The sequence below is a fragment of the Devosia sp. CAU 1758 genome, from assembly GCF_054482695.1.
The window spans coordinates 781,849-807,134 of record NZ_JBTLRJ010000001.1; the positions used below are offsets into that span (position 1 = coordinate 781,849).

Annotated in this window: 23 protein-coding genes and 1 pseudogene; 7 read left to right on the forward strand and 17 right to left on the reverse strand. The window is 62.3% G+C overall.

What is annotated here, in order from left to right:
* Positions 1–44 precede the first annotated feature (44 nt).
* The 6 genes and pseudogenes from ACXYMS_RS03935 (at position 45) to glgX (ending at position 11,234) form a co-directional block, all read left to right on the forward strand.
* Entirely contained in the window at positions 45–2,516 is a 2,472-nt protein-coding gene (locus ACXYMS_RS03935) for a glycogen/starch/alpha-glucan phosphorylase (RefSeq protein ID WP_458903855.1), read from the forward strand.
* A 102-nt stretch (positions 2,517–2,618) separates the two neighbouring features.
* Positions 2,619–4,814: pseudogene (glgB, locus tag ACXYMS_RS03940) on the forward strand (1,4-alpha-glucan branching protein GlgB).
* A 57-nt stretch (positions 4,815–4,871) separates the two neighbouring features.
* Positions 4,872–6,143: a glucose-1-phosphate adenylyltransferase gene (gene glgC / locus ACXYMS_RS03945; RefSeq protein ID WP_458903857.1), complete on the forward strand. Its 1,272-nt coding sequence runs from the start codon at positions 4,872–4,874 to the stop codon at positions 6,141–6,143.
* Positions 6,143–7,603 carry a glycogen synthase GlgA gene (glgA, locus tag ACXYMS_RS03950; protein WP_458904604.1) on the forward strand — a complete coding sequence of 487 codons (1,461 nt, stop codon included), beginning with the start codon at positions 6,143–6,145 and terminating at the stop codon, positions 7,601–7,603. Before glgC ends, glgA begins: the two co-directional genes overlap by 1 nt.
* On the forward strand, positions 7,584–9,218 hold the full coding sequence (locus tag ACXYMS_RS03955; RefSeq protein ID WP_458903858.1) for an alpha-D-glucose phosphate-specific phosphoglucomutase: 1,635 nt from the start codon (positions 7,584–7,586) through the stop codon (positions 9,216–9,218). The genes glgA and ACXYMS_RS03955 overlap by 20 nt, the downstream gene beginning before the upstream one ends.
* Positions 9,219–9,230: 12 nt before the next feature.
* Entirely contained in the window at positions 9,231–11,234 is a 2,004-nt protein-coding gene (gene glgX, locus ACXYMS_RS03960; protein ID WP_458903860.1) for a glycogen debranching protein GlgX, read from the forward strand.
* 22 nt (positions 11,235–11,256) lie between these two features.
* On the opposite strand, the gene ACXYMS_RS03965 is transcribed toward glgX, so the two are convergent.
* From ACXYMS_RS03965 to ACXYMS_RS04020, 12 genes are all read right to left on the reverse strand, one after another.
* Positions 11,257–11,724: a GNAT family N-acetyltransferase gene (locus ACXYMS_RS03965; RefSeq protein WP_458903862.1), complete on the reverse strand. Its 468-nt coding sequence runs from the start codon at positions 11,722–11,724 to the stop codon at positions 11,257–11,259.
* A gap of 2 nt (positions 11,725–11,726) precedes the next feature.
* A complete protein-coding gene (gene ureG, locus ACXYMS_RS03970; RefSeq protein WP_458903864.1) occupies positions 11,727–12,356 on the reverse strand; it encodes an urease accessory protein UreG in 630 nt (209 codons plus the stop codon).
* The gene (locus ACXYMS_RS03975; RefSeq protein WP_458903866.1) at positions 12,353–12,784 is read right to left on the reverse strand and encodes a DUF3995 domain-containing protein; all 432 of its coding nucleotides are present in this window, start codon (positions 12,782–12,784) and stop codon (positions 12,353–12,355) included. The genes ureG and ACXYMS_RS03975 overlap by 4 nt, the downstream gene beginning before the upstream one ends.
* A complete protein-coding gene (locus ACXYMS_RS03980; protein WP_458903868.1) occupies positions 12,781–13,437 on the reverse strand; it encodes an urease accessory protein UreF in 657 nt (218 codons plus the stop codon). The genes ACXYMS_RS03975 and ACXYMS_RS03980 overlap by 4 nt, the downstream gene beginning before the upstream one ends.
* A complete protein-coding gene (locus tag ACXYMS_RS03985) occupies positions 13,434–13,907 on the reverse strand; it encodes an urease accessory protein UreE (RefSeq protein WP_458903869.1) in 474 nt (157 codons plus the stop codon). The genes ACXYMS_RS03980 and ACXYMS_RS03985 overlap by 4 nt, the downstream gene beginning before the upstream one ends.
* A gap of 16 nt (positions 13,908–13,923) precedes the next feature.
* A complete protein-coding gene (locus ACXYMS_RS03990; protein WP_458903871.1) occupies positions 13,924–14,343 on the reverse strand; it encodes an MliC family protein in 420 nt (139 codons plus the stop codon).
* A gap of 84 nt (positions 14,344–14,427) precedes the next feature.
* A complete protein-coding gene (gene ureC, locus ACXYMS_RS03995; protein WP_458903873.1) occupies positions 14,428–16,137 on the reverse strand; it encodes an urease subunit alpha in 1,710 nt (569 codons plus the stop codon).
* 93 nt (positions 16,138–16,230) lie between these two features.
* Complete coding sequence (locus ACXYMS_RS04000; protein WP_458903875.1) at positions 16,231–16,620, reverse strand: hypothetical protein; 390 nt, start codon at positions 16,618–16,620, stop codon at positions 16,231–16,233.
* 256 nt (positions 16,621–16,876) lie between these two features.
* The gene (locus ACXYMS_RS04005) at positions 16,877–17,185 is read right to left on the reverse strand and encodes an urease subunit beta (protein ID WP_458903877.1); all 309 of its coding nucleotides are present in this window, start codon (positions 17,183–17,185) and stop codon (positions 16,877–16,879) included.
* Positions 17,186–17,196: 11 nt separating this feature from the next.
* Complete coding sequence (locus ACXYMS_RS04010) at positions 17,197–17,775, reverse strand: HupE/UreJ family protein (RefSeq protein WP_458903879.1); 579 nt, start codon at positions 17,773–17,775, stop codon at positions 17,197–17,199.
* 12 nt (positions 17,776–17,787) lie between these two features.
* Positions 17,788–18,090: an urease subunit gamma gene (locus tag ACXYMS_RS04015; RefSeq protein ID WP_458903880.1), complete on the reverse strand. Its 303-nt coding sequence runs from the start codon at positions 18,088–18,090 to the stop codon at positions 17,788–17,790.
* Positions 18,091–18,099: 9 nt separating this feature from the next.
* On the reverse strand, positions 18,100–18,903 hold the full coding sequence (locus tag ACXYMS_RS04020; RefSeq protein ID WP_458903882.1) for an urease accessory protein UreD: 804 nt from the start codon (positions 18,901–18,903) through the stop codon (positions 18,100–18,102).
* A 117-nt stretch (positions 18,904–19,020) separates the two neighbouring features.
* On the opposite strand from ACXYMS_RS04020, the gene ACXYMS_RS04025 reads away from it, so the two are divergent.
* The gene (locus ACXYMS_RS04025; RefSeq protein ID WP_458903884.1) at positions 19,021–19,413 is read left to right on the forward strand and encodes a hypothetical protein; all 393 of its coding nucleotides are present in this window, start codon (positions 19,021–19,023) and stop codon (positions 19,411–19,413) included.
* A 51-nt stretch (positions 19,414–19,464) separates the two neighbouring features.
* Here ACXYMS_RS04025 and urtE read toward each other — a convergent pair whose 3' ends face one another.
* The 5 genes from urtE to urtA all read right to left on the reverse strand — a co-directional run bounded on the left by urtE (position 19,465) and on the right by urtA (position 25,271).
* Positions 19,465–20,169, reverse strand: a complete 705-nt coding sequence (gene urtE, locus ACXYMS_RS04030; RefSeq protein WP_458903886.1) for an urea ABC transporter ATP-binding subunit UrtE — start codon at positions 20,167–20,169, stop codon at positions 19,465–19,467.
* Positions 20,166–20,915 (reverse strand): urea ABC transporter ATP-binding protein UrtD, encoded by a 750-nt coding sequence (gene urtD / locus ACXYMS_RS04035; RefSeq protein ID WP_458903888.1) that lies wholly within the window; start codon positions 20,913–20,915, stop codon positions 20,166–20,168. The genes urtE and urtD overlap by 4 nt, the downstream gene beginning before the upstream one ends.
* 5 nt (positions 20,916–20,920) lie before the next feature.
* Positions 20,921–22,126: an urea ABC transporter permease subunit UrtC gene (gene urtC, locus ACXYMS_RS04040; RefSeq protein ID WP_458903890.1), complete on the reverse strand. Its 1,206-nt coding sequence runs from the start codon at positions 22,124–22,126 to the stop codon at positions 20,921–20,923.
* A 37-nt stretch (positions 22,127–22,163) separates the two neighbouring features.
* Complete coding sequence (gene urtB / locus ACXYMS_RS04045) at positions 22,164–23,783, reverse strand: urea ABC transporter permease subunit UrtB (RefSeq protein ID WP_458903892.1); 1,620 nt, start codon at positions 23,781–23,783, stop codon at positions 22,164–22,166.
* 186 nt (positions 23,784–23,969) lie between these two features.
* Entirely contained in the window at positions 23,970–25,271 is a 1,302-nt protein-coding gene (gene urtA, locus ACXYMS_RS04050) for an urea ABC transporter substrate-binding protein (protein ID WP_458903894.1), read from the reverse strand.
* Positions 25,272–25,286: the final 15 nt, after the last annotated feature.

Consider the following 25,286-nt stretch of genomic DNA (forward strand, 5'->3'; position numbering starts at 1 on the left):
TCCCTATTCTGAGGGGAACATCGTCATGAACACTGGATTGCGAAATGCCGCAAAAGCCGATCGTCTACGATGCGCTCACCCCAGAACCCCGCGCTACCACAGTTGAGGCCATCCAGGCCGAAATCCTTGAAAAGCTGATCTATTCGGTCGGCAAGGATCCCATCGTTGCCCGACCCCATGACTGGCTGAGGGCCACCATCCTTGCCGTGCGTGATCGTGTCATGGATCGCTGGATGGAGAGCTCGCGCGAGACCTGGCGGACCTCGAACAAGCGCGTCTATTACCTCAGCCTCGAGTTTCTCATTGGACGGCTGATGCGCGACGCCATGAGCAATGTCGGGTTGATGGAGCCGGTTGCCGAGGCGCTCAAGAACCTTGATGTCGATTTGGGCGACCTGATTGCGCTGGAACCGGATGCTGCGCTGGGCAATGGCGGCCTCGGGCGACTGGCGGCATGTTTTCTTGAATCCATGTCCTCGGTGAAAATCCCGGCCTATGGCTATGGCATCCGCTATGTGCATGGCCTGTTCCGACAGGAAATGAGCGAAGGCTGGCAGGTGGAATTGCCGGAGGACTGGCTGGCGCATGGCAATCCCTGGGAATTCGAGCGCCGCGAAAGCGCCTATGAGGTCGGGTTTGGCGGTCATGTCGAGCCGGTGACCGATCCCGATGGCAGCGAGCGCCAGGAGTGGCGGCCCAACCAGCACCTGCTGGCCGTGGCCTATGACACGCCGATCGTGGGGTGGCGCGGCTCCAGAGTGAATACGCTCCGGCTCTGGAGCGCGCAGCCGATCGATCCGATCCTGCTCGACAAGTTCAACTCGGGCGACCATATCGGCGCGCTGGAGGAAAGCTCTAAGGCCGAGGCCATCACCCGCGTGCTCTACCCAGCCGATTCCACGGCGGCCGGACAGGAACTGCGCCTGCGCCAGGAGTTCTTCTTCTCCTCGGCGTCTTTGCAGGACATCGTGCGGCGGCATCTCCAGCAATATGGCGACCTGGGGTCGCTGTCAGACAAGGTGGCGATCCAGCTCAACGATACGCATCCGGCGATTTCGGTAGCCGAGCTGATGCGCATCCTTGTCGATGACAATGGCATCAAATGGGCCAGGGCATGGAAGATTGCCAAGGGCACGTTCGGCTATACCAACCACACGCTGCTACCCGAGGCGCTGGAAAGCTGGCCGGTGGCGCTGCTGGAGCGGCTGCTGCCGCGCCACATGCAGATTGTCTATCAGATCAACGCCGATATTCTGGCCGAGGCGCGCGCCAAGAAGGGCTTTACCGACCAGCAGATCGCGGCGGTCTCGCTGATCGACGAGCATGGCGGGCGGCGGGTGCGCATGGGCCAGCTGGCCTTTGTTGGCTCCCATTCGATCAATGGCGTTTCGGCGCTGCATACCGAACTGATGAAGCAGACGGTGTTTGCGGACCTGCACAAGCTCTATCCCGAGCGCATCAACAACAAGACCAATGGCATCACGCCGCGCCGCTGGCTGATGCAGTGCAATCCGGGCCTGACCAAGCTGGTGACCGAGCGGATCGGCCCCGATTTCCTCGATAATGTGGACAAGCTGCACCAGTTGCTGGCGCATGCCGAGGACCCGGGCTTCCAGAAGCAGTTCGCCGCGGTCAAACTGGCCAACAAGAAGAAGCTGACCAAGCTGATCAAGGAACGGCTCAACATCACCGTTTCGCCGGATGCCATGTTCGACGTGCAGATCAAGCGCATCCACGAATACAAGCGGCAATTGCTCAACATCATCCATGCCGTGGCGCTTTATGACGAAATTCGCGCCCATCCCGAGAAGGAATGGGTGCCACGGGTGAAGATCTTCGCGGGCAAGGCGGCGCCGAGCTACTGGAATGCCAAGCTGATCATCAAGCTGATCAACGACGTGGCGCGGGTGATCAACAATGACCCGGCGGTGCGGGGCCTGCTCAAGGTGGTGTTCCTGCCCAATTACAATGTGAGCCTTGCCGAAGTGATCGTGCCGGCGGCCGATCTGTCCGAGCAGATTTCCACGGCCGGCATGGAGGCTTCGGGCACCGGCAACATGAAGTTCATGGCCAATGGCGCCATCACTATCGGCACGATGGATGGCGCCAATGTCGAGATGCACAAGGAAGTCGGTGACGACAATATCGTCATCTTCGGCCTGACCACTGACGAGGTCGAGGACAAGCGCGGGCGTTCGGAAGTGCCGCGCTCGGCCATCGATGGGTCCCCGCGGTTGCGAGAGGCGCTCGATTCCATTGCCTCGGGCGTATTCTCGCCGGATGACCCGCATCGCTATGGCGACCTGATCGGGGGTCTTTATGACCATGACTGGTTCATGGTGGCGCGCGACTTCGACGCCTATGCGGCAGCGCAGGCCAAAGTGGACAGCATCTGGCGCGACAGGAAGCGCTGGACGGCCATGGCGATCCGCAACACGGCGAGCGTCGGGTTCTTCTCGTCCGACCGGACGATCCGGCAATATGCAGAAGAAATCTGGAACGTGCCGACATCATAAGCGTTGGCAGGCGCGGAGACTGCCTGGCGGCAAGACCAGGTCCGCGCACAATGTGCAGTTGGGCCTGCCAGGATAAACGGCAGGCCAGTGGGGAGTTTGGGTGTGAGCGTGAGCAAGGAAAACTGGCAGGCCGACGGACGGGAAGTCGAGGCGATCGTGGCGGGTCGCCACAGCAATGCCTTCGCCTTTCTGGGCCTGCAGGAGGTGGAAGGGCACTGGGTGCTCCGCGCCTTCGTGCCCCATGCCGAGACGCTTCATGCCTTTACCCTTGATGGCGAACCGCTCGGCCACATGATCCCGCGCCATGCGGCGGGGTTTTTCGAGGCCAAGGTGGATATTTCGGCGCGGAAGCCGGTGCGCTACGAGGCCAAAAATGCCGGTGGCAGTTGGACGGTCTATGACCCGTATTCCTTCGGGCCAGTGCTTGGGCCGATGGACGATTTTTATATCGGCGAGGGGAGCCATTTGCGGCTGTTCGACAAGCTGGGCGCCCACGAGATGAAGTTCGAGGGCATCCATGGCACCCATTTTGCCGTCTGGGCCCCCAATGCGCAGCGCGTCTCGGTGGTGGGGCCCTGGAACGAGTGGGATGGGCGGCGCAATCCCATGCGCAATCGCCAAGGCATATGGGAAGTGTTCATCCCGGTGCTGGGGACCGGCACGATCTACAAATACGAAATTGTCGGGCCCAACGGCCAGGTGCTGCCGCTCAAGGCCGACCCATTCGCGCGCCAGGCCGAAATGCGGCCGCGCACGGCTTCGGTCGTGCCCGATCCCACGCCCTTCACCTGGACCGACCAGAAATACATGGAAGAGCGCGCCAGTCGCGACTAGCGCCGCACCCCGATGTCGATCTACGAGGTGCATCTGGGGTCCTGGCGCCGGCGGGCGGATGGCGGCTTCATGAGCTACGACCAGCTTGCCGAGCAGCTGGTGCCCTATGCGGCGGACATGGGCTATACCCATCTCGAATTCATGCCGGTGTCCGAGCATCCATTCGACCCGAGCTGGGGCTATCAGCCGACCGGCCTCTATGCGCCGACGGCGCGCTTCGGCGACCCGGCCGGGTTTGCGCGGCTGGTCAATGCGGCGCATGAGGCCGGGCTGGGTGTGATTCTCGATTGGGTGCCGGCGCATTTCCCCACCGACGAGTTCGGCCTTGCCCATTTCGATGGCACTGCACTTTATGAGCATGAAGACCCGCGGCAGGGGTTCCATCCGGACTGGAACACGGCGATCTACAATTTCGGGCGCAAGGAGGTTTCGGCCTTCCTGACCAATAATGCGCTGTTCTGGTTCGACCAGTTCCACATTGACGGGCTCAGGGTCGATGCGGTGGCGTCCATGCTCTATCTCGACTATTCGCGCCAGCCCGGCGAGTGGGTGCCCAACCAGCATGGCGGCAACCAGAACCTCGAAGCCGTCGCCTTCGTGCAGCGGGTCAATGCCGAGGTCTATCGGCAGTTTCCCGGCGCGTTCATGATCGCCGAGGAGTCGACCTCGTGGCCTGGCGTGAGTGCGCCGACCTATGCGGGCGGGCTGGGCTTCGGGTTTAAGTGGAACATGGGGTTCATGAACGACACGCTACGGTTCATGAGCCGAGAGGCAGTACACCGTCGCTTTCACCACAATGACATGACTTTCGGGCTGGTCTATGCGTTCAGCGAGAACTTCGTGCTGCCGCTCAGCCATGACGAGGTGGTGCATGGCAAGGGCTCGCTGCTGACCAAGATGCCCGGCGATGACTGGCAGCAATTTGCCAATCTGCGCGCCTATCTCGCTTTCATGTGGGGGCATCCGGGCAAGAAGCTGCTGTTCATGGGCCAGGAGTTCGCACAGCGCGAGGAATGGTCGGAGGCCCGGGCGCTGGACTGGTATTTGCTCGATGCACCCAGCCACGAGGGCATGCGGCGGCTGGTTGCCGATCTCAATGCGGCCTATCGCAGCCTGCCCGCGCTGCATGAGCGCGATTGCGAACCGGACGGGTTCGAATGGGTGATCGGCAATGACCAAGCCAATTCGGTGCTGGCCTGGATTCGAAAGGCGCCGGATGCCGATCCGGTGCTGGTCATTTCCAACCTGACGCCGGTGCCGCGCAGCGGCTACAAGGTGCCACTGCCCAAGGCCGGGCGCTGGGTGGAACGCATCAATACAGATGCTGGATGGTATGCCGGGGGGAACACCGGCAACCAGGGTGGCGTTGTGGCCAGGGCTGTGGAAGGCCAGCACTGGCCGGCGGAGGCGGAACTCTATTTGCCACCCCTGGCCACCCTGTTCCTGAAATTCGAGCCGGCGTGAGGCGGCTGGGACGAAACAAGACCCGGGGAAATTCGGGCACTAGCGGAGGGAAATATAATGGCTGACTATCGAGTACCATCGCCGCTGGCCCGCGAGGCCATGGCCTATGTGCTGGCAGGCGGACGCGGCACACGCCTGATGGAGTTGACCGACCGGCGCGCCAAGCCGGCGGTCTATTTCGGCGGCAAATCCCGCATCATCGACTTTGCCCTCTCCAACGCCATCAATTCGGGCATCCGCCGTATCTCGGTGGCCACGCAATATCAGGCGCACAGCCTGATCCGCCATCTGTCGCGCGGTTGGAACTTCCTCAGGCCCGAACGCAATGAAAGCTTCGATGTGTTGCCGGCAAGCCAGCGGGTGCGCGAGGACATGTGGTATGCCGGTACGGCGGATGCCGTTTACCAGAACATGGACATTATCGAGGATTCTGGCGCGCGCTACATCGTGATCCTGGCGGGCGACCATATCTACAAGATGGACTACGAAATCATGCTGCGCCAGCATGTGGACACTGGCGCCGACGTCACCATCGGGTGCCTGGAGGTGCCGCGGATGGAAGCGGTGGGCTTTGGCGTGATGCATGTCGATGGGCGTGACCGGGTGGTCGATTTCGTCGAGAAACCCAAGGACCCGCCAGGCATTCCCGACAAGCCGGACATGGCCCTGGCCTCGATGGGCATCTATGTGTTCGAGACGCGGTTCCTGATGGAACAGCTCAAGCGTGATGCGGCCACCGAAGGCTCCAACCGGGATTTCGGCAAGGATATCATTCCCTATATCGTCAAGAACGGCACCGCCTGGGCGCACCGTTTTCCGCGCTCCTGCGTGCGCTCGAGCAATGAGGAGGTCAGTTATTGGCGCGACGTCGGTACGATCGACGCCTATTGGAAGGCAAGCATCGACCTCACCGATATCAAGCCACAGCTCGATCTCTATGACCGCGACTGGCCAATCTGGACCTATGCGGAGATTACCCCGCCGGCCAAGTTCGTGCATGACTTCGACGGCCGTCGGGGCTCGGCCGTCAACTCGCTGGTCTCGGGCGACTGCATCATTTCGGGCGGACACCTGCAGCGCACACTGCTGTCGACAGGCTCGCGCGTGCATTCCTATTCCATGCTCGAAGAGGCGGTGGTGCTGCCTTATTGCGATATCGGGCGCAATGCGCGGCTGAAAAAAGTGGTCATCGACCGTGGCGTGAACATTCCCGAAGGGCTGGTAGTGGGTGAAGATCCCGATTTCGACGCCAAATGGTTCCGCCGCACCGACGACGGGGTGACGCTGATCACCCAAGCCATGGTCAACAAATATCTGGCGGATCGATGATCGAAGTCCTATCGGTCACCTCTGAGGTCTATCCCCTGATCAAGACTGGTGGGCTGGCCGATGTCGCTGGAGCATTGCCCGGTGCGCTCAGCGGCTCGGGTGTCACCATGCGCACGCTGGTGCCCGGATATCCTGCCGTCACCGACAAGATGAGTGGCGGGCGCGAGGTCGCGCGGTTTGAGGACCTGTTCGGAGTTCCCGCGCGCCTGATCGCGGGCCGGGTGGAGGGGCTGGACCTGATCGTGCTCGACGCGCCAGCGCTGTATGACCGGCCCGGCAATCCCTATATGGGGCCTGAGGGCTGGGACTGGCCAGACAACTGGAAGCGTTTTGCGGCGCTTAGCTGGGTCGCGTCCGAACTTGGGCTGGGCCTGGTCGAAGGGTACCGCCCGCAGGTCATCCATGCCCATGACTGGCAGGCGGGCCTCGTGCCAGCCTATGTAAAATATGGCCCGTCGTCCTCCCTCAAGACCGTTATGACCGTTCATAACATGGCATTTCAGGGCACGTTCGGGGCAGAGACCTTCGCGCAATTGCGCTTGCCGGCACATGCCTTCTCGGTCGATGGCGTCGAATATTATGGCGGCGTCGGCTATCTCAAGGCGGGAGTGGAATGTGCCGATGTGGTGACCACGGTGTCGCCCACCTATGCTGCCGAAATCCGCACGCCAGCCTTCGGCATGGGGCTTGAAGGGCTGCTTAATAACCGCTCTTCCAGTGTATTCGGCGTACTCAACGGCATCGACATGGACGCCTGGAACCCGGCGACCGATGCGGCGCTGGCGCAGACTTACACGGCGAGCACGATGCAGGGGCGCCTGGTCAACAAGCGCGCCGTGCAGGAGGCTTTCGGCCTTGATACCCTGGATGGTCCGCTGTTCGCGGTGGTCAGCCGTCTGACCTGGCAGAAGGGCATCGACCTGCTCGCGGCCAATATCGACCTGCTGGTCGAGGCGGGCGGGCAATTGGCGGTGCTGGGCTCGGGCGATGCGGAACTGGAAAACGCGGTGCGCAGTGCCGCGGTGACGCACAAGGGCAAGGTGGGCCTCGTCACCGGCTATGATGAGACGCTCAGCCATCTGGTGCAGGGCGGGGCCGACGTGATGATGGTGCCGTCGCGCTTCGAGCCATGCGGGCTGACCCAGCTCTATGCGCTGCGCTATGGCTGCGTACCATTGGTGAGCCGCGTCGGCGGGCTCAATGACACGGTGATCGACGCCAATGTGGCGGCGATCCAGGCGGAAGTTGCCACAGGCGTGCAGTTTGCACCGCCCAGTGAAACGGCCCTTGCCGACGCCATTCGCAGGACGCTGGCGCTCTATGCCGATGAGAAATCCTGGAAGAAAATGCAGCGCCGCGGGATGAAATCGAATGTGAGCTGGGAAGCCAGCGCTGCCCGCTACGCCCACCTTTACGCCTCGTTGATCGGGTATGCGACAGATGACAGTGCAAGTGACTAAGACGACGCCCTATTCGGACCAGAAGCCAGGCACTTCGGGCCTGCGGAAGCGCGTGAGCGTTTACCAGCAACCCAATTATGTCGAAAACTATATCCAGGCGATCTTCGACAGCCTCGACGGCTTTGCCGGACAGACGCTGGTGATCGGCGGCGACGGACGCTTCTACAACGATGTAGCCATCCAGAAGGCGATACGTATCGCCGCCGCCAATGGTTTTGGGCGGGTGCTGGTCGGGCAGGGTGGCATTCTGTCGACGCCGGCTGCCAGCCATGTGATCCGCCACAACAAGGCCTATGGGGGCCTTGTGCTGTCAGCAAGCCACAATCCGGGCGGGCCGGATGGCGATTTCGGTATCAAGTACAACATCGGCAATGGCGGTCCGGCGCCGGAGAAAATTACCGATGCGGTCTATGCGCGGACCAAGGTGATCGACAGCTACAAGACGCTGGAGACGCCCGACATCGACCTCAACGCCGTTGGCACGCAGCGGGTTGGCGACATGGTGGTCGAGGTGATCGATCCGGTGGCCGATTATGCGGCGCTAATGCAATCGCTATTCGATTTTGACGCCATCCGCGCCATGTTCGCTGGCGGCTTCCGCATGACCTTCGATGCCATGAGCGCAGTCACTGGCCCCTACGCACATACCATCCTCGAAGGCATGCTCGGCGCGCCCAAGGGTACGGTGATCAATGGCACGCCCTCGCCCACCTTCAATGACGGGCATCCCGATCCGAACCTGGTCTATTGCAAGGACATGCACGACCTGCTGATGACCGCCGATGGCCCTGATTTCGGCGCCGCCTCGGACGGCGACGGAGACCGCAACCTCATCATCGGGAAGAACCGCTTTGTGACGCCCTCGGACTCGCTGGCGCTGTTGGCAGCCAATGCGCATCTGGCGCCGGGCTACAAGAATGGCATTGCCGGCATTGCCCGCTCCATGCCGACCAGCGCCGCGGCAGACCGGGTGGCGGAAAAGCTCGGCATCGAGATGCATGAGACTCCCACGGGCTGGAAATTCTTCGGCAACCTGCTGGATGCGGGTCGCGTGACTATTTGCGGCGAGGAAAGCGCGGGCACCGGCTCGGACCATGTGCGCGAGAAGGATGGGCTCTGGGCTGTGCTGCTGTGGCTCAACATTCTCGCCGTCCGCAAGCAGGGCGTCGATGAGATCGTCCGCGAACACTGGAAGACCTATGGCCGCAATTATTATACGCGGCACGATTATGAAGAGGTGGACGCCGGCATTGCCGGGGCACTGGTCGAGGAACTGCGGGCACAATTGCCGTCGCTTCCCGGCAAGACTTTTGAGGAAGACCTGCAGATCGCCTATGCCGATGACTTCACGTATCACGACCCGGTCGATGGTTCGAACAGCGCCAGCCAGGGCATTCGCATCGGCTTCACTGATGGATCCCGAATGGTCCTCCGCCTCTCAGGGACTGGGACGGTGGGCGCCACGTTGCGCGTCTACCTCGAACGCTATGAGGCCGCTGATGGACGTCACGATGTCGACAGCCAGATCGCCCTCCAACCTCTCGTCCGGATCGCCGAACAGCTGGCAGGGATCAAGTCCAGAACCGGGCGCTCAGAGCCCAGCGTCATTACCTAGATCGGCGTCTCCATGAAACCAGAATTGGTGCCCAATGCCGGGCGAACCGACACTCTTGGCGCGAGTGTGACGCCCGACGGGGTAAACTTCGCAGTCTATTCGGAAAGCGCCACCCAAATATGGGTTTGTCTATTCGACGAGGCAGATCAGGAAGTCGAGCGTTTCGAGCTCGATGTCCATGAAAACCATATCCGGGCGGGGCTGATCGCCAATGTGGGGCCGGGCGCGCGCTATGGCTTGCGGGCCGATGGCCCCTATGATCCCGACCAGGGGAACTTTTTCGATCCGAACAAGCTGCTGGTCGATCCCTATGCGCGACACCTCGATCGGGTGTTTGTGCGCTCGCCGCGCCTAAGACTGGCGCGCGAAGACGCGGTTGATACCGCGCCGCTGGTGCCGAAGGCGATCGTGCGTGGCGTTGCCGAAGAGCCGGCGAAGCCGCGTCGCAAGAAGACGCCAAATCTGTTTTACGAATTGAATGTGCGCGGTTTCACGATGCGCCATCCGAGCGTGCAGGGACCATTGCGCGGCACCGTTGCGGCGTTGACGACGCGCCGGGTCATCGACCATTTCAAGCATCTGGGCGTCGATACTGTCCAGCTCATGCCCACGGCCGCCTGGATCGACGAAGGGCACTTGCCGCAATTGGGCCTTACCAATGCGTGGGGCTATAACCCTGTCGCTTATTTCGCGGTCGACCCTCGGCTAGTGCCACGCGGGCCGCAGGAATTGCGGTTCATGACCGATACCTATCGTAAGGCGGGTATCTCGGTGATTCTCGACGTGGTCTATAACCACACCGGCGAGGGTGACCAGCAGGGACCAATTCTGTCTTTGATGGGTCTTGATCCCCAGACCTATTATCGCTGGGTCGATGTGGACGGGAAAAAGCACCTCGTGAACGATACCGGCACCGGTAATACGCTACGGTGCGATCATCCGGCCGTGCAGCGCCTGGTGATCGAGAGCCTGCGTTATTATGTCGAGGAACTGGGTGTTGCCGGCTTTCGCTTCGATCTGGCCACAGTGCTGGGGCGCGAACCGGCCTTCAATCCCGAAGCCGAGATGCTTCAGAAGATCAAGGCCGATCCGGTCCTGAGCAAGGTCATTCTCGTGGCCGAACCGTGGGATCCGGGTCCGGGCGGCTATGCGGTCGGCAAATTCGGCAAGGAATTCCAGGAGCACAACGACACGTATCGCGACGAAGTCCGCGCGTTCTGGCGGGGCGAACCAGGCAAGATCGGCGCACTGGCGGGCAAGGTTTCCGGCTCCGCGGAACTGTTCGACTATGCTGGCCGCAAGCCCCAACACGGCGTCAACATGCTTGCCGTGCATGATGGGTTCACGTTGCGCGATCTCGTCAGCTATCACGACAAGCACAACGAAGCGAATGGCGAGAACAATAAGGACGGTCACAACAACAATCAGTCGTGGAATTGCGGCGTCGAAGGCGAGACCGACGATGAGAGCGTCAATGCCGCCCGCAAGCGCGATGTTCGCGCGCTGCTTTTCACGCTGTTCCTGTCGCGGGGCACCCCGCTGGTGCAGCAGGGCGACGAGATGTATCGGACCCAGCAGGGCAATAACAACGCCTATGCCCAGGACAATGAAATTACCTGGGTCGACTGGGAAAGCGCCGACGGGGCGCTGGTGGATTTCGTTGCGGCGATCAATATTTTCCGCAAGGCACATCCGGCTATCAGCCACGACCACTGGCTGACCGGTCAGGATCGCAATGGCGTGCGCGATGTGGTGTGGCTGCATCCCGACGGGCGCGAAATGAGTGAGGCCGACTGGAACGACAGCGCCGCCTCGGTGCTGGGCATGCACCTACGGTACAAGGACGATGAGGTGCTGGTGTGGTTTAATCGTCGTGTCGAGCCTGTCGTGGCGCGCCTTCCGGATGGCGACTGGGCCGTAGGCATCCAGTCCGACGAGGGTTCGGAAGTGCCGATAACCGAGGGTACCGCGACGCTGCCGCCAAGGTCCGTGGTTGCGCTGGTGCGACCGGGCTGACGGTCCTGAGGCCTTGCGGCGGTCAGTCGGGTAGCTCGACCATGCCATGACGGGCGTAGAAGCGCCGGGCACCAAGATTGTCCGTGTGCACCTTCAGATCGACAGCAGCGTTGCCGCGTGCAGCCAAGATTGCAAAGCTGGCCTGCAGTAGAAAACTGCCGAGACCGCGATCACGGTTATGCGGCTCAACCACAAGGTCCTTGATGAAGCTGCTGGTCCAACAATGCAGAAGGCCGATTGGTTCGCCCTCGTCGTCGGCGGCAATAATCATCAGGTCGGGATCGAATTCGGCATCCCGTATCATGGACCACCACCAATCTTCGACTGGGGGGACCTCGCCTCCACCCTTCGCATAAGAGCGGTTCAGCAGACTGTGCAAATCGACCGGTCGGAACCGGGTCACCGGCATCAGGACCACGCCTGCCGGCGGTACACGTTCAGCCGCGCCGCTAGCCAACAGCTTGCGCATCCGAACGTGGCCAAGCATCATCGCTATTCCGCAGCCTGAGCAGCGAAGCCACCGTGCTTTTCGATAAAGCCGATGATCTGGTTGAGGCTCTCGCGACGCAGGAGGTCGGTGAAGACGTAGGGTCGGCCTGCGCGCACCTTTTGCGTGTCGCTTTCCATCACGTCGAGACTGGCGCCCACATAAGGCGCGAGGTCGGTATGTGTGATGACAAGGAGGTCCGAGCGGGAAATGGCCGGGCCACCCTTACGCGGGATTTTTTCGCCCTGGGCCACCGAAATCACATAGATGGTGAGGTCGGCCAGGTCCGGCGAGAAGGTGGCGGCCAGATTGTCGCCGCCGCTTTCGATCAGGATGATGTCGAGATCGGGGAATTTGCGGTTGAGGTCGTCGATGGCCGCCAGGTTCAGCGATGCGTCCTCGCGAATGGCGGTGTGCGGGCAGCCGCCGGTCTCGACCCCGACGATGCGGTCCTCGGAAATGGCCTGGGCGCGGGCCAGGATCAGCGCGTCTTCCTGGGTGTAGATGTCATTGGTGACCACGGCCATGGAATAGCGCTCGCGCATGGCTTTGAGCAGCATTTCGCACAGGGTCGTCTTGCCTGAGCCAACGGGCCCGCCAATGCCGATGCGCAGGGGACCATTCAAAGATTTCATAGCAACCTCAGGACGATGAGACCGACAAAGCCCAGGCCCAGGAAAAGGCAGAGCGGGGAATAGACCCGGCGGTCGTTGAGGCGGAAATTGGGTTCGGGCGTGACGCTCGCCCACCAGGGTGTGAAGCCGACAATGCCGCGCGCGAGGAACACCGCTGCGAGTGCCAGGCCGACAAGGTCAAGCAGCCAGCCGCCGCTGTCATGATCGGCCAGCGCCAGAGCGAAGCAGCCCGCCGAAAAGGTGGCGACGGCCACCGCCAGAGAGGCCAGGCGCGGGGGCATGCGCTCGATATCCTTGAAGCCGACGACGGTCTGGGCCAGCAGCTTTTCGTTGCGGATCGGCCAGGTGCGGCCGAGAGACCACATGAGGTGCGCCGTGGAAACGGCGAGCAGTCCGATGAACATGAAGGAGGCCAGGAGCATGTTCATGAACGGAAAATCCTCGTCGTCAGGGTCTCGTGCTGCATCTGTGCAATATCTGCGCCATAGGCGACGCTGCCAATAGCATCGAGTGCGGCATGAAGGCACAGATCGGCCAGATCGGCTACGGCTGGTTCCAGCGCTGCCATGATGGCGAGGCCGTCACTCTGACCGATGGGCACCAGGCGCACAGCGACGGAGACCTGGCTGTGGACGGCGGCGGTGAGGAAGGCAACGAGTGTATCGCGCCTGTCGATGCCATGTGCGCCAGCCAGCGCGCCGACGGCAATGGGGTAGGGGCAGGGCTTCGGCAAGGCTGGGGGTGCTTCGGTGGGCCAGGCGGGGCTGGCGAGCACGAAGGCATTGCCGGTGAGGACGGTTTCGGCGTGACGCTCGCGAGCCGGGGTCAGGGCGAGGCAGAGGTCCGCCAGTTCGGAAAGCCTTTGAGCATCAGCGTGGCCAGCGTGAGCGTGCGCCAGGAGGATCGCGTCGGTTCTGAGGCCACCATGGTTGAGCGTACCGGCGATCCAGTCCTGCCCGGTGGGGCGGTCGATCACCTTGTGCTGGACGATGGCAGTCTCCAGTCCCGCCGACCAGGCGAAGGCGCCTATCGGAAAGGCGGGCGATAGCCAGGTCAGCAGTTTTTGCAGATCGGCGCTCATGTGCGGTTCAAAAGAGCGTGGCCGACATCGGTGTGATTGTGGCTGTGATAGGCGCCGTGTTCGGCAAAGAAGGGCTCGCTGACATTGCTGAGTGTTGCACCAAGCCCCTCCAGCATAGTCTTGAGCACATGGTCGCGCTTGATGAGGATGCGGCCCGTTTCGAGCTGAGCCGGCGTATGGCGATTGCCGATATGCCAAGCCAGCCGCAGCAGATGTCCCGCATCCTTGGCGCGGATTTCGTAGAGCAGTTCGTCGGCGGCCAATATGCCGACAAGGCGACCGTCTTCGAGTTCCAGCGCACCGCCATGATCGAGCGTAATGGTGGCCGGAAAATCCACCATGATTTCGGTGCCCCTGGCGCCGGTCAGCAGCTTGCGGCGCAGGCGGCGCTCGTCATAGGCAAGGGTAATGGTGTCCACAAACGGACTCTTGGCGTGGTCGGCGGGCAGGTGGGCAGTGGCGCGATGCATGCGGATACTCGGCAGGTCAGGGCGTGTTGCGGATTTCGGTGCAGGTTGCGAGCGGGTCCGCGTCCTCGTCCTGCATCAGGTCGCGCAAGGTAGCTTCGCCCTGGTGGCTCCACCATTCATAGGGGCCGGAAACATAGCGCGCACCGGAAGCGGCGATGGTGGTGGCAAAGATCAGGGTCTGCCCGTCGACGGGGACAATGGCGAGGAAGTTGGGCGCGGCGTTGATATATTGCACCGAAAGCGCCTGCTCGTTGTCGCACTGATAGCTGACCGTGCGGCGCTCGATGTCGCTCACGCTCTCAAGCGTCAATGTCAGGGCCGCCGAGGCGGTCGCCGCAGGCGGCGGAGCCGTGGCACCCGGCGCTGGGTCTTCTTGCGCCAGGACGGGAATTGTGGCGCCAAGGGCGGTTATCGCGAGCAGATGTCTCACCAGCATGAAATTATTCCTCCGGAGGGGTAGCTTGGCAGGTCCGCCAGCTCACCCCACGATCATGTCGATTGCGGGACCACGCAAGCCTGCTCAGAACAGGAAATAACGCTGCGCCATGGGCAGGATTGTGGCCGGCTCGCAGGTCAGGAGTTCACCGTCGGCGCGAACCTCGTAGGTCTCGGGGTGAATATCGATATCGGGCGTCGCGCTGTTGAGCTTCATGGCTGCCTTGCCGATGCCGCCGCGGGTGTTGGAGACCGGTACCAACTGCTTGTCGACACCGAGACGGTTGCGAAGCCCCGCATCATGAGCGGCCTGCGAGATGAACACCACCGAGGAGCGGCTGACCAGCTTGCCATAGGCGCCGAACATGGGCCGGTAGTGCATGGGCTGGGGCGTGGGGATAGAGGCATTGGGATCGCCCATCGGCGCAGCAGCGATGGAGCCACCAAGCAGCACCATTTCGGGCTTCACGCCGAAAAAGGCGGGGTTCCAGAGCACCAGGTCGGCGCGCTTGCCCACTTCCACCGACCCGATGTGCTGGCTCATGCCGTGGGTGATGGCGGGATTGATGGTATATTTGGCGATGTAGCGGCGAACACGGAAATTGTCGTTGTCGCCGGTTTCATCGGCAAGGCGTCCACGCTGGCGCTTCATCTTGTCGGCGGTCTGCCAGGTGCGGATCAGCACCTCGCCGACGCGGCCCATGGCCTGGCTGTCGGACGAGATGATCGAAAGCGCCCCCATGTCGTGCAGGATGTCTTCGGCGGCGATGGTTTCCTTGCGGATGCGGCTTTCTGCGAAGGCCACGTCCTCGGGGATCGACTGGTCGAGGTGGTGGCACACCATGAGCATGTCGAGATGCTCGGCAATGGTGTTGACTGTGTAGGGCCGGGTCGGATTGGTCGAGGAGGGGATGACATTGGGCAGGCCTGCGACCTTGAGGATGTCGGGGGCATGGCCGCCACCGGCGCCTTCGGTGTGGAAGGCGTGGATGGTACGGCCCTTGAAGGCGCCGATCGTGTCCTCGACAAAGCCGCTCTCGTTGAGCGTGTCGGTATGGATCATCACCTGCACGTCATAGGCGTCGGCGACCGACAGGCAATTGTCGATGGTGGCCGGGGTGGTGCCCCAATCTTCGTGCAGTTTGAGGGCCGATGCGCCCGCCAGGATCATTTCCTCCAGCGCCGCGGGCAGGGCGGTATTGCCCTTGCCCGCCAGGGCCAGGTTCATCGGGAAAGCATCGAAGCTCTCGATCATGCGCTCGATATGCCAGGCGCCGGTGCAGGTGGTGGCCAGCGTGCCATGGGCCGGGCCGGAGCCGCCGCCGAGCATGGTGGTAACGCCGCTCATCAGCGCTTCCTCGATCTGCTGAGGGCAGATGAAATGGATGTGGGCGTCGAAGCCGCCAGCAGTGATGATCTTGCCTTCACCGGCAATGGCTTCGGTGGATGGGCCGATGATGATGTCGACGCCGGGCTGGGTATCGGGATTGCCGGCCTTGCCGATGCCGACAATCAGGCCGTTCTTCAACCCGATATCGGCCTTGTAAATACCAGTATGGTCAACGATCAGCGCATTGGTGATGACGGTGTCGACGGCGCCCCGGGCGCGTGTGCGCTGGGATTGGCCCATGCCGTCGCGGATAACCTTGCCGCCACCGAACTTGACCTCTTCACCATAGGTGGTGAAGTCCCTCTCCACCTCGATGAAGAGTTCGGTATCGGCAAGGCGGATACGGTCGCCAGTGGTAGGGCCGTACATATCGGCGTAGGTGGCGCGAGAGATCCGTGCTGGCATGTCGTGTCCCGTAAATTGCCCGGAGACAAAGGCTTCCCGGGGCTCACTCTGGCGTGTCGCGTCGACGCTGGCAAGGCCCGGCTGGCGAGTTTTCTAGTTCTTCCTGCGGCGCTTGCGATAGAGCGCAACGGCCCGGTCGATGATCTCGTCGAGCAGCTTTTCGCCGGCTGCAATATCGACGTCCTGGCGCTGGGTGGAGCAGACCAGAGAGATGCCCAGCATCTGAATGGCGTAGGCGTGCCTGGTGCGGCCATTCTGGTGATGGTCGTTGCCGCGTTTCTGGAAGGAGGCAAGCAGGGCATCATAGGCGGTGGGCGTCATGGCCTGCTTGGCGGCGGTCCAGCTCTTCTGTTCGAGCTGGTCGGCCAGGTCAGACGCGAGCGAGCCGACCAATATCATGGCCTCGGGATCCTTGACGGCGCCATCATGCAAATCCTGGAGCACAATTGCCAGTCGCTGCTTGAGGTCTTCTTCCCTGGTCATCGGTGTATGGTCCTATGCACGGTGTGCCCGCTCAATAGAGGAGATTGGCAGAGCGCGCCACCGGGTCACCGGAAGATGTTGCAGGTTTCCGGATAGTCCTGGGCAACCTCGAAGGCGATCGGGGCCGCCAGATGGAGCAGGACAAAACTGCCGATGAACAGCCTAACAAGGCCGTGTATGCGCCGAATCCGCAATGCCCAGAACTGCTCATGCTTCCCCCAAGGGAGACTAGCACGAGCTATTGCTCTTCGGCGCGTCAGTCCAGCGCACCCATGACCTGCTGGCGGAACCCGAAAATGCGCCGGTCGCCGCCAATGGGCACCAGCCGCACCTCGCGGGCCTGCCCCGGCTCGAAGCGCACGGCCGTGCCGGCGGCGATGTCGAGGCGCATGCCGCGAGCGCGTTCACGGTCAAAACTCAGGCCGGCATTGGATTCGTAGAAGTGATAGTGCGAGCCGACCTGGATCGGGCGGTCACCGGTATTGGCGACTTCGAGCAAAAGCTGCTCGGCGCCCTGGTTCAGCTCGATTTCGCCGGCGGCGGGGAAAATTTCTCCGGGGATCATTGTGCTCATCCTCAAACGCCCATGGCCAGCAAAATGCCGCCAAGAGCAGTGATGCCGCCGGCGGTGCGGGCCAGCGTCCTGCCGCCGAAGCGACCCAGCAGCAGGCCCAGGGCGATGCCGGCTGCATGCAGAGCGACGGTGGCCAGAACGAAGCCGATGGCGAATTCCCAGGCGCCGGCTGCGCCGAGTTCCCCACCATGGGCATGGCCATGGAAGAAGGCGAAAAAGCCGACCATGGCGGCGACTGCCGATGTCGGGACGGGGAGGGCCAGGGCAATGGCGATGCCGATGAAGATGATCGAGGCCAGGATGACCGGCTCGACAAAGGGCAGGGGCATGCCTGCAATGGCGGCGCTAAAGCCCACGGCCATGGTGCCCACAAAGGCCGCCGGGACCATCAGGACAGCGCGACCGCCCTGGGTCGCGGCCCAGAGACCGACTGCGACCATGGCCAGGATATGGTCCAGCCCGAACAGCGGGTGGCTTAACCCGGCGGCGAAGGAGCCGTGCTCGCCGGGATCGAGATGGGCGAAGGCCGGCATGGTGGCCGAAAGAATGATGGCCAGGGTGAGCAGGCTGCGCTTGAGCATTGGTGTCCCTCTCTATCGGATCGGCTGGTGGACGGTGACGAGCTTGGTGCCGTCGGGAAAGGTGGCTTCGACCTGAACGTCGTGGATCATCTCGGCAATGCCCTCCATCACCTGATCGCGGGTGATGACATGGGCGCCGGCTTCCATCAGGTCGGATACGGCGCGGCCATCGCGAGCGCCTTCGACCACGTAATCGGTGATCAACGCGATGGCTTCGGGGTGGTTGAGCTTGACGCCGCGCTCCAGGCGCTTGCGTGCGACCATGGCGGCCATGGAGATCAGCAGTTTGTCTTTTTCGCGAGGGGTCAGGTTCATCGCATTGTCCTAGAGATGCCAGAGGCGCGGCAGTGAGCCGGCGCCGGTCAGTTCAATCAAAATTGGTACGATCATGCGCCGCAAGGCAAGCCCGGTTCGCGCCATGGCACGTATGACGAGACGCTCGCCATTGGCGCTGGCGGCAATGGCGCCCCTGTCGGGCAAAGCGGCGCGAATGCGGGTGCAGAGGGCCTCGGCCTGGTTCTCGGTTGCCGCGACATGAAGGATCGAGGCAAAGGCTCGGTTTCCCGCGAGCAGGGTCAGGCTTTCGCGTTCGGCCGGGTCGGCACGCAGTTCGGTGGCTTCGGCATGAACCAGCCTGCCATCGCGGCGGACGCGCCAATTGTCTCGCAGGAGGGCGTCGCTGGCGTCCTCTCCCATGGCGTCGCGTCCGAGCAGCACGGACTCGATGGCGGTCAGGGTGGCGCCGTCTTCGAGGTCGACCTCCAGCCTGCGGTCGAGCTTGCTGGCGGCGAAGAGGATGGTTTCCTGCGGCAGCCAGTCCAGATGTGCGCCGGCGCCGATACGCAAACGTGTTTCGACTCGGGCGAAATCACCGGTCGAGCGATAGCTGCGCTCGCATGCCTGGGTGGTGAGAACGAGATGGCCGCCCGCCGCCACTTCGGCGCCCCATTGCAGATGGTCGCCGCCGGTTATGCCTCCGGCGGTATTGATGAGGACGGCCTCAAGACTGGTCGAATGGGTGTTGGGCAGGCGGATCTTCCCGCACCCCTCTTGGAACAGGGTGTCGAGGCGAGTGCGCCCCTGGCCCTGCTTGGTGGAAATGCGCCCCACGCCGCGGGCCCGCTGCATTCTCGGAGCGATCACATTTTCCGGCTGCGCCAAATTCACTGCAACGATCCTGCCCTCATGCCGTTGTGGGGGTGAGCAAGCGCTCTTTCAGAGATACTTTTCAAGAGGTTATATAAAATGACCATCAAATCCGCACTTTCCGTTGTCGCTCTGGCCGCCGGCCTCGTTGCTGTCCCGGCTATGGGTCAGACCTCCACCATGCCGACTATGATTGGTACGCAGACGGTCTCAGACGTTGATGCTGGCGCCGTAAAGGCGCGTTGCGAGCAGCTGCAGTTGGCAGAGAGCACCGATTCGCTTTCCGGCACCCGCACTCCGCCAGACAGCACCGACAGCATCGACGACGGTGACGAAAACGACACCAATGATGACCAAGGTACCGGCGACGTGTCCGAAGACGATGTGACAACCTCCGAGCCGGAAGCTGATGGTGCAACTGCGCTCCATGTCGACCTGGACATTGTTACGCTTGCAGAGTGTGAAGCCGACGGCTGGCTGGACGCAATGTAAGCCCCACGATTTCCTAGCAAGGCGCCCGGCTTCGGCCGGGCGTTTTTTTTGTCAGACCATAAGGTGTCGGCGCACCTCCGGCCGATCTAGGTCGCTGGCCGGTCCTTGATGCATGATCTCGCCGCGGTCCATTACATAGATGTCGTCGGCGATCTCGCGGCAGAAATCGAGAAACTGTTCAACCAACAGGATGGTCATGCCCTTCTCGTCGCGCAGGAATTGCAGCGCGCGGCCGATATCCTTGATGATCGAGGGCTGGATGCCTTCGGTGGGTTCGTCTAGCACCAGAACCTTGGGTCGGGTGACCAGCGCGCGGCCGATGGCCAATTGCTGCTGCTGGCCGCCCGAAAGGTCGCCGCCCCGCCGCCCCAGCATGGCTTTGAGGACGGGGAACAGCTCGAAGATGTAGTCCGGCACATTGCGCTCGGAGCGGGCCAGGCCCGCATAGCCGGTTTCGAGGTTTTCCTTGACCGTCAGCAGCGGGAAAATCTCGCGCCCCTGAGGCACATAGCCGATCCCCATCCGCGCCCGCTTGTAGGGCGGACTGCGCTTGAGCACGTCTTCCCCGAAGGTGATTTCGCCCGAGGAGATGTGGTTGATGCCGGTGATGGCGCGCAGCGTCGAGGACTTGCCCACGCCATTGCGCCCCAGCACGGCGGTGATGCGCCCGGGCTGGCAGGTTATGGAAATCCCCTTGAGTGCCTGGGCGGCACCATAGTGCAGGTCGATGGTGTTGACGGAAAGGGCGGTGCTCATCGTCCCAGATACCTTTCGATGACAACGGGATTGGCGCTGACCTGATCCAGTGAGCCCTCGGCCAGCACCGAACCTTCGGCGAGGCAGACGACGCGGGAGCCCAGGTCGCGCACGAAACTCATGTCATGCTCGACCACCACCACCGAGCGGGTGGTGGCGATTTCGCGCAGGAGTTTTGCGGTTTCCTCGGTTTCGCTGTCGGTCATGCCGGCTACCGGCTCATCGACCAGCAGCAGTTTTGGGTCCTGGGCCAGCAGCATACCGATTTCGAGCCATTGCTTCTGGCCATGGCTGAGATTGGCGGCCAGGTCTTCCTTGCGGGCGATGAGGCGCACGGTTTCGAGAATCTCGGTGATGCGGGCGATGTCGGTATCGCTCGCGGTGTAGAACAGGGACGAAAAGATGCCGCGCGGCTTTTTCAGCGCCATCTCCAGATTGTCCCAGACGGTGTGACTCTCGAAGACGGTGGGTTTCTGGAATTTCCGGCCGATGCCCAGATTGGCAATGGCGGCTTCGTCCAGTTTGGTGAGGTCGGTGCGGCCATCGAACAGGACCTGACCGGCATCCGGACTGGTCTTGCCGGTGATGATGTCCATCATGGTGGTCTTGCCCGCGCCATTGGGGCCGATAATGGCCAGCATTTCGGCCGGCTTGACGATGATGGAGAGGTTGTTGATGGCCTTGAAGCCGTCAAAGGCGACCGAAACGCCGTCGAGGTAGAGCATGGTGTCGGTGGCTGTGCTCATGGCTCTCACTCCGCCGGCTTGGGTTGGGGATTGTCGCCGAAGCTGGTCGGGTCCTCGCTGCGCTCGATATCGGCAGACTGGTTCGGCGTCGGGACAGCGGGCTGATGGCTGTCGGTCGGGCCGCGCTTGCCGAAGAATTGGGCCCAGAGCCCCACGATGCCCTTGGGCAGGAAGAGGGTGGTGAAGATGAACAGCGCACCCAGGGCAAAGAGCCAGAATTCGGGGAAGGTGGTGGTGAACCAGGACTTGCCCAGATTGACCACGATGGCGCCGATTATCGGACCGATCAGCGTGCCGCGCCCGCCCACGGCGGCCCAGATCACCACCTCGATGGAATTGCCCGGCTCGAACTCGGACGGATTGATGATGCCCACCTGCGGCACATAGAGGGCGCCTGCAATGCCCGCCATGATGGCGGACACGGTGAAGGCGAAGAGCTTCACATACTCCACGCGATAGCCGAGGAAACGGGTGCGGCTCTCGGCATCGCGTACGGCGACCATGACCTTGCCGAGCTTGGAATTGACGATCATCGAGCAGACCAGCACCGAAAGCGCGAGGGCGATGGCAGTGGCAGCGAAAAGGGTGGCGCGGGTGGTCTGGGCCTGCACAGGCGCGCCCAGGATGTCCTTGAAATCGGTAAGGCCGTTATTGCCGCCAAAGCCCATGTCGTTGCGGAAGAACGCCAGCAGCAGGGCGAAGGTCATCGCCTGGGTGATGATGGAGAGATAGACGCCGGTGACGCGGCTCCGAAAGGCGAAGAAGCCGAAGATAAAGGCGAGCAGGCCAGGTACGAAGACCACCATGGCCATGGCGAACCAGAAATTGTCAAAGCCCTGCCAGAACCATGGCAGTTCCGAATAGTTGAGGAACACCATGAAATCGGGAAGCACCGGATTGCCATAAACACCGCGGCTGCCGATCTGGCGCATCAGATGCATGCCCATGGCATAACCACCGAGCGCGAAGAAGGCGCCATGGCCGAGCGAGAGAATGCCGCAATAACCCCAGACAAGGTCCAGGGCGAGCGCCAGGATAGCATAGCTGAGATACTTGCCCATCAGGGAGACGAGATAGGTCGGCACATGGCCGAACTGGCCCGGAGGGATCAGCAGGTTGGCCATAGGCACGACTATGGCGACGGCGAGGAAAATGGCGATGACCCAGATGGCCTTCTTGTCGAGTGCGCGAAACAGGGCTTGGGTCAGCATGCGAGGTCTCCAGTGGTCTGGACGCGGGCGAGGATTGTCATTTTTCCACCGCCCGGCCCTTGAGTGCGAACAGGCCTCGCGGACGCCGCTGGATAAAGAGGATGATGAGGACGAGGATCAGGATTTTGCCTAGCACTGCGCCGGCATAGGGTTCGAGGAACTTGTTTGCGATGCCCAGGGTCAGGGCACCAACCAGCGTGCCCCAGAGATTGCCCACGCCGCCAAAGACGACGACCATGAAGCTGTCGATGATGTAGTTCTGCCCAAGATTGGGGGAGATATTGTCGATCTGGGTCAGCGCGACGCCCGCCAGGCCTGCAATGCCCGAGCCGAGGCCGAAGGTCATGGCGTCGACAAAAGGTGTGCGGATGCCCATTGCCGAGGCCATGCGCCGGTTCTGGGTCACCGCGCGCATCTGCAGACCGAGTGGCGTGCGGTTGAGGATCATCAGCAGCATGAAGAAGACGATCAGCGCGAAGATAACGATCCAGAAGCGGCCATAGGTGATCGAGAGGCCGTAGAACTCGGTCGAGCCGGACATCCAGGTCGGGGCAATGACCATCTGGTTGGTCGGGCCGAAGATCGAGCGCACGGTCTGCTGCAGGATCAGGGACAGGCCCCAGGTGGCGAGCAGGGTTTCGAGCGGGCGGCCATAAAGCCAGCGGATGACGCCGCGCTCGATGCCAACGCCGATGGCGCCGGTGACGAGGAAGGCGGCGGGCAGGGCGATGAGCAGGGAATAGTCGAGCAGCCCGGGAAAGCTCTGGCGGATGATCAACTGCACCATGAAGGTGGTGTAGGCGCCCAGCATCACCATCTCACCATGGGCCATATTGATGACACCCATGACGCCGAAGGTGATGGCGAGGCCAATGGCGGCCAGCAAAAGCACCGAGCCGAGCGAGATGCCGAACCAGACGTTTTGAAGGGCGCCCCAGATAGCGCGCTCCTGTTCGAGACCGGCAAGGGCCGCATCAATGGCCGGGTGAATTTCTTCAGGCGCCGAGCTGCGGGCGCCGGTCAGGATGGTGATGGCGTTGCGACCTGCATTGGTGGCGACCACCGGCACGGCTGCCTGTTTGTCCTCAAGGCTCGCCTCATCATCGGAAAGGATGGTCACGGCGCGGGCGGTTTGCAGGGCCTGCAGGACCGGAGCGTCGGACTCGGCGGCAATGGCTTCGTCGAGCAGGGGCAGGTTTGCGGGATCGGCGGCGGATTGGAAGGCTTGTGCGGCCGTGAGACGGGTGGCCGGATTGTCGCTCATCAGGGTCATGCCGCTGATGGCGGTGGCGATGTCGCGCCTGAGGCTGTTGTTGACGCGGATGCGCGAAAGGTCGGCATCGGCGCCCAGTTCGACCGCTTCGCCGGTCAGGGGATCGGTCAGCGCCGAACCGGTCTGGATGACCACGCGGCCTGAGGTTTCGTCGAGATAGAGATTGCCGTCGGCCAGGGCATCGAGGGTCGGAACGACGACGCTGTCGCCGGTCGAGGCCAGGTCAGACACGAGCTGGCCCAGTTCACGCAGGCTCGCTTCGCCCAGGACCTGGATCGAGGCCGCGATGTCGATTTGAGCGTCCTGGGCACGCAGAGCGGTTGTGGGCAGCAGCAGGAACGGCAAAGCCAGCAATACCAGGCGGAGGGCGCGGAGGATCAGCATCGCAGGGCAAGTCCTTGTCGGTCACTTGGGTCAGGAAGTTTTCCCGCAGGCCTCATCCTGAGCTTGGCGAAGGGCGAGGTCGGAGACACTGAGGCCGCGACCTCGTGGTTCGAGAGCCTCACCATGAGGTCTATGAGAGAACAGGGGCGGCGAACCGCCCCCGTCAAAGGCGCCAGGCGGATCGCCTTACATCGCCGAACCGCAAGTGCTGCTTTCGGTGTTGTAGTTGCCGCAGTTGATCGGCGCGGTCCAATCGGCTTCGAGCATCTTGGACTCGGGCAGGAAGTCGGACCAGGCATCGCCGGGGACGAGGTCTTCGGTTTCCCAGACCACGAAGAACTGGCCGTCGTCCTGGATTTCACCGATCAGCACGGGCTTGGTGATGTGGTGGTTCGGGAGCATCTTGGCGGTGCCGCCGGTCAGGTTCGGGGTTTCGAGGCCGACAATGGCGTCGATGACGGCGTCGGCTTCGGTCGACTGAGCAGCTTCAACAGCGGCAACCCAGAGGTTGAAGCCGATCATGTGGGCTTCCATCGGATCATTGGTGACGCGGTCTTCAGAACCGATAAAGGCCTGCCAGTCTGCGATGAAGGCTTCGTTTTCGGGCGTGTCGACGCTCATGAAGTAGTTCCAGGCAGCCAGGTGGCCGACCAGCGGGGTGGTGTCGAAACCGGAGAGTTCTTCTTCGCCCACCGAGAAGGCAACGACCGGGATGTCCTCGGCCATGACGCCCTGGTTGCCCAGTTCGCGGTAGAACGGCACGTTGGCGTCGCCATTGATGGTGGAGACCACGGCGGTCTTCTTGCCGGCGGAGCCGAAGGCCTTGATGTCCGAAACGATGGTCTGCCAATCGGAATGACCGAAGGGCGTGTAGTTGATCATGATGTCTTCGGCGGCCACACCCTTGTCGAGCAGGTATTGCTCAAGGATCTTGTTGGTGGTCTGGGGATAGACATAGTCGGTGCCGGCGAGGACCCAGCGTTCGACCGAACCACCGTCTTCGCTCATCAGGTAGTCGACGGCGGGAATGGCCTGCTGGTTGGGGGAGGCGCCGGTGTAGAACACGTTGCGCTGGGATTCTTCACCCTCGTACTGGACGGGATAAAAGAGCAGCGAGTTGAGTTCTTCAAAGACCGGCAGAACCGACTTGCGGCAAACCGAGGTCCAGCAGCCGAACACCGCGTCGACTTCGTCGACTTCGATCAGCTGGCGGGCGAGTTCGGCGGCCAGCGACCAGTCCGACGCAATGTCGACCACGACGGGTTCGAGCATCTTGCCCATGACGCCGCCCTTGGCGTTCTGCTGTTCGATCAGGAACAGCATGGTGTCTTTGAGCGTGGTTTCCGAAATCGCCATGGTGCCCGAGAGCGAATGCAGGATGCCGACCTTGATGGTGTCGTCCTGCGCGATAGCCGGTACGGCGGACAGCGAGACACTGCCGGCCAGAGCCGCAGCGAGCAGAGCGCTTTTTGCGCTGAGAATGTTCATGTGTTGAGTCCCTCT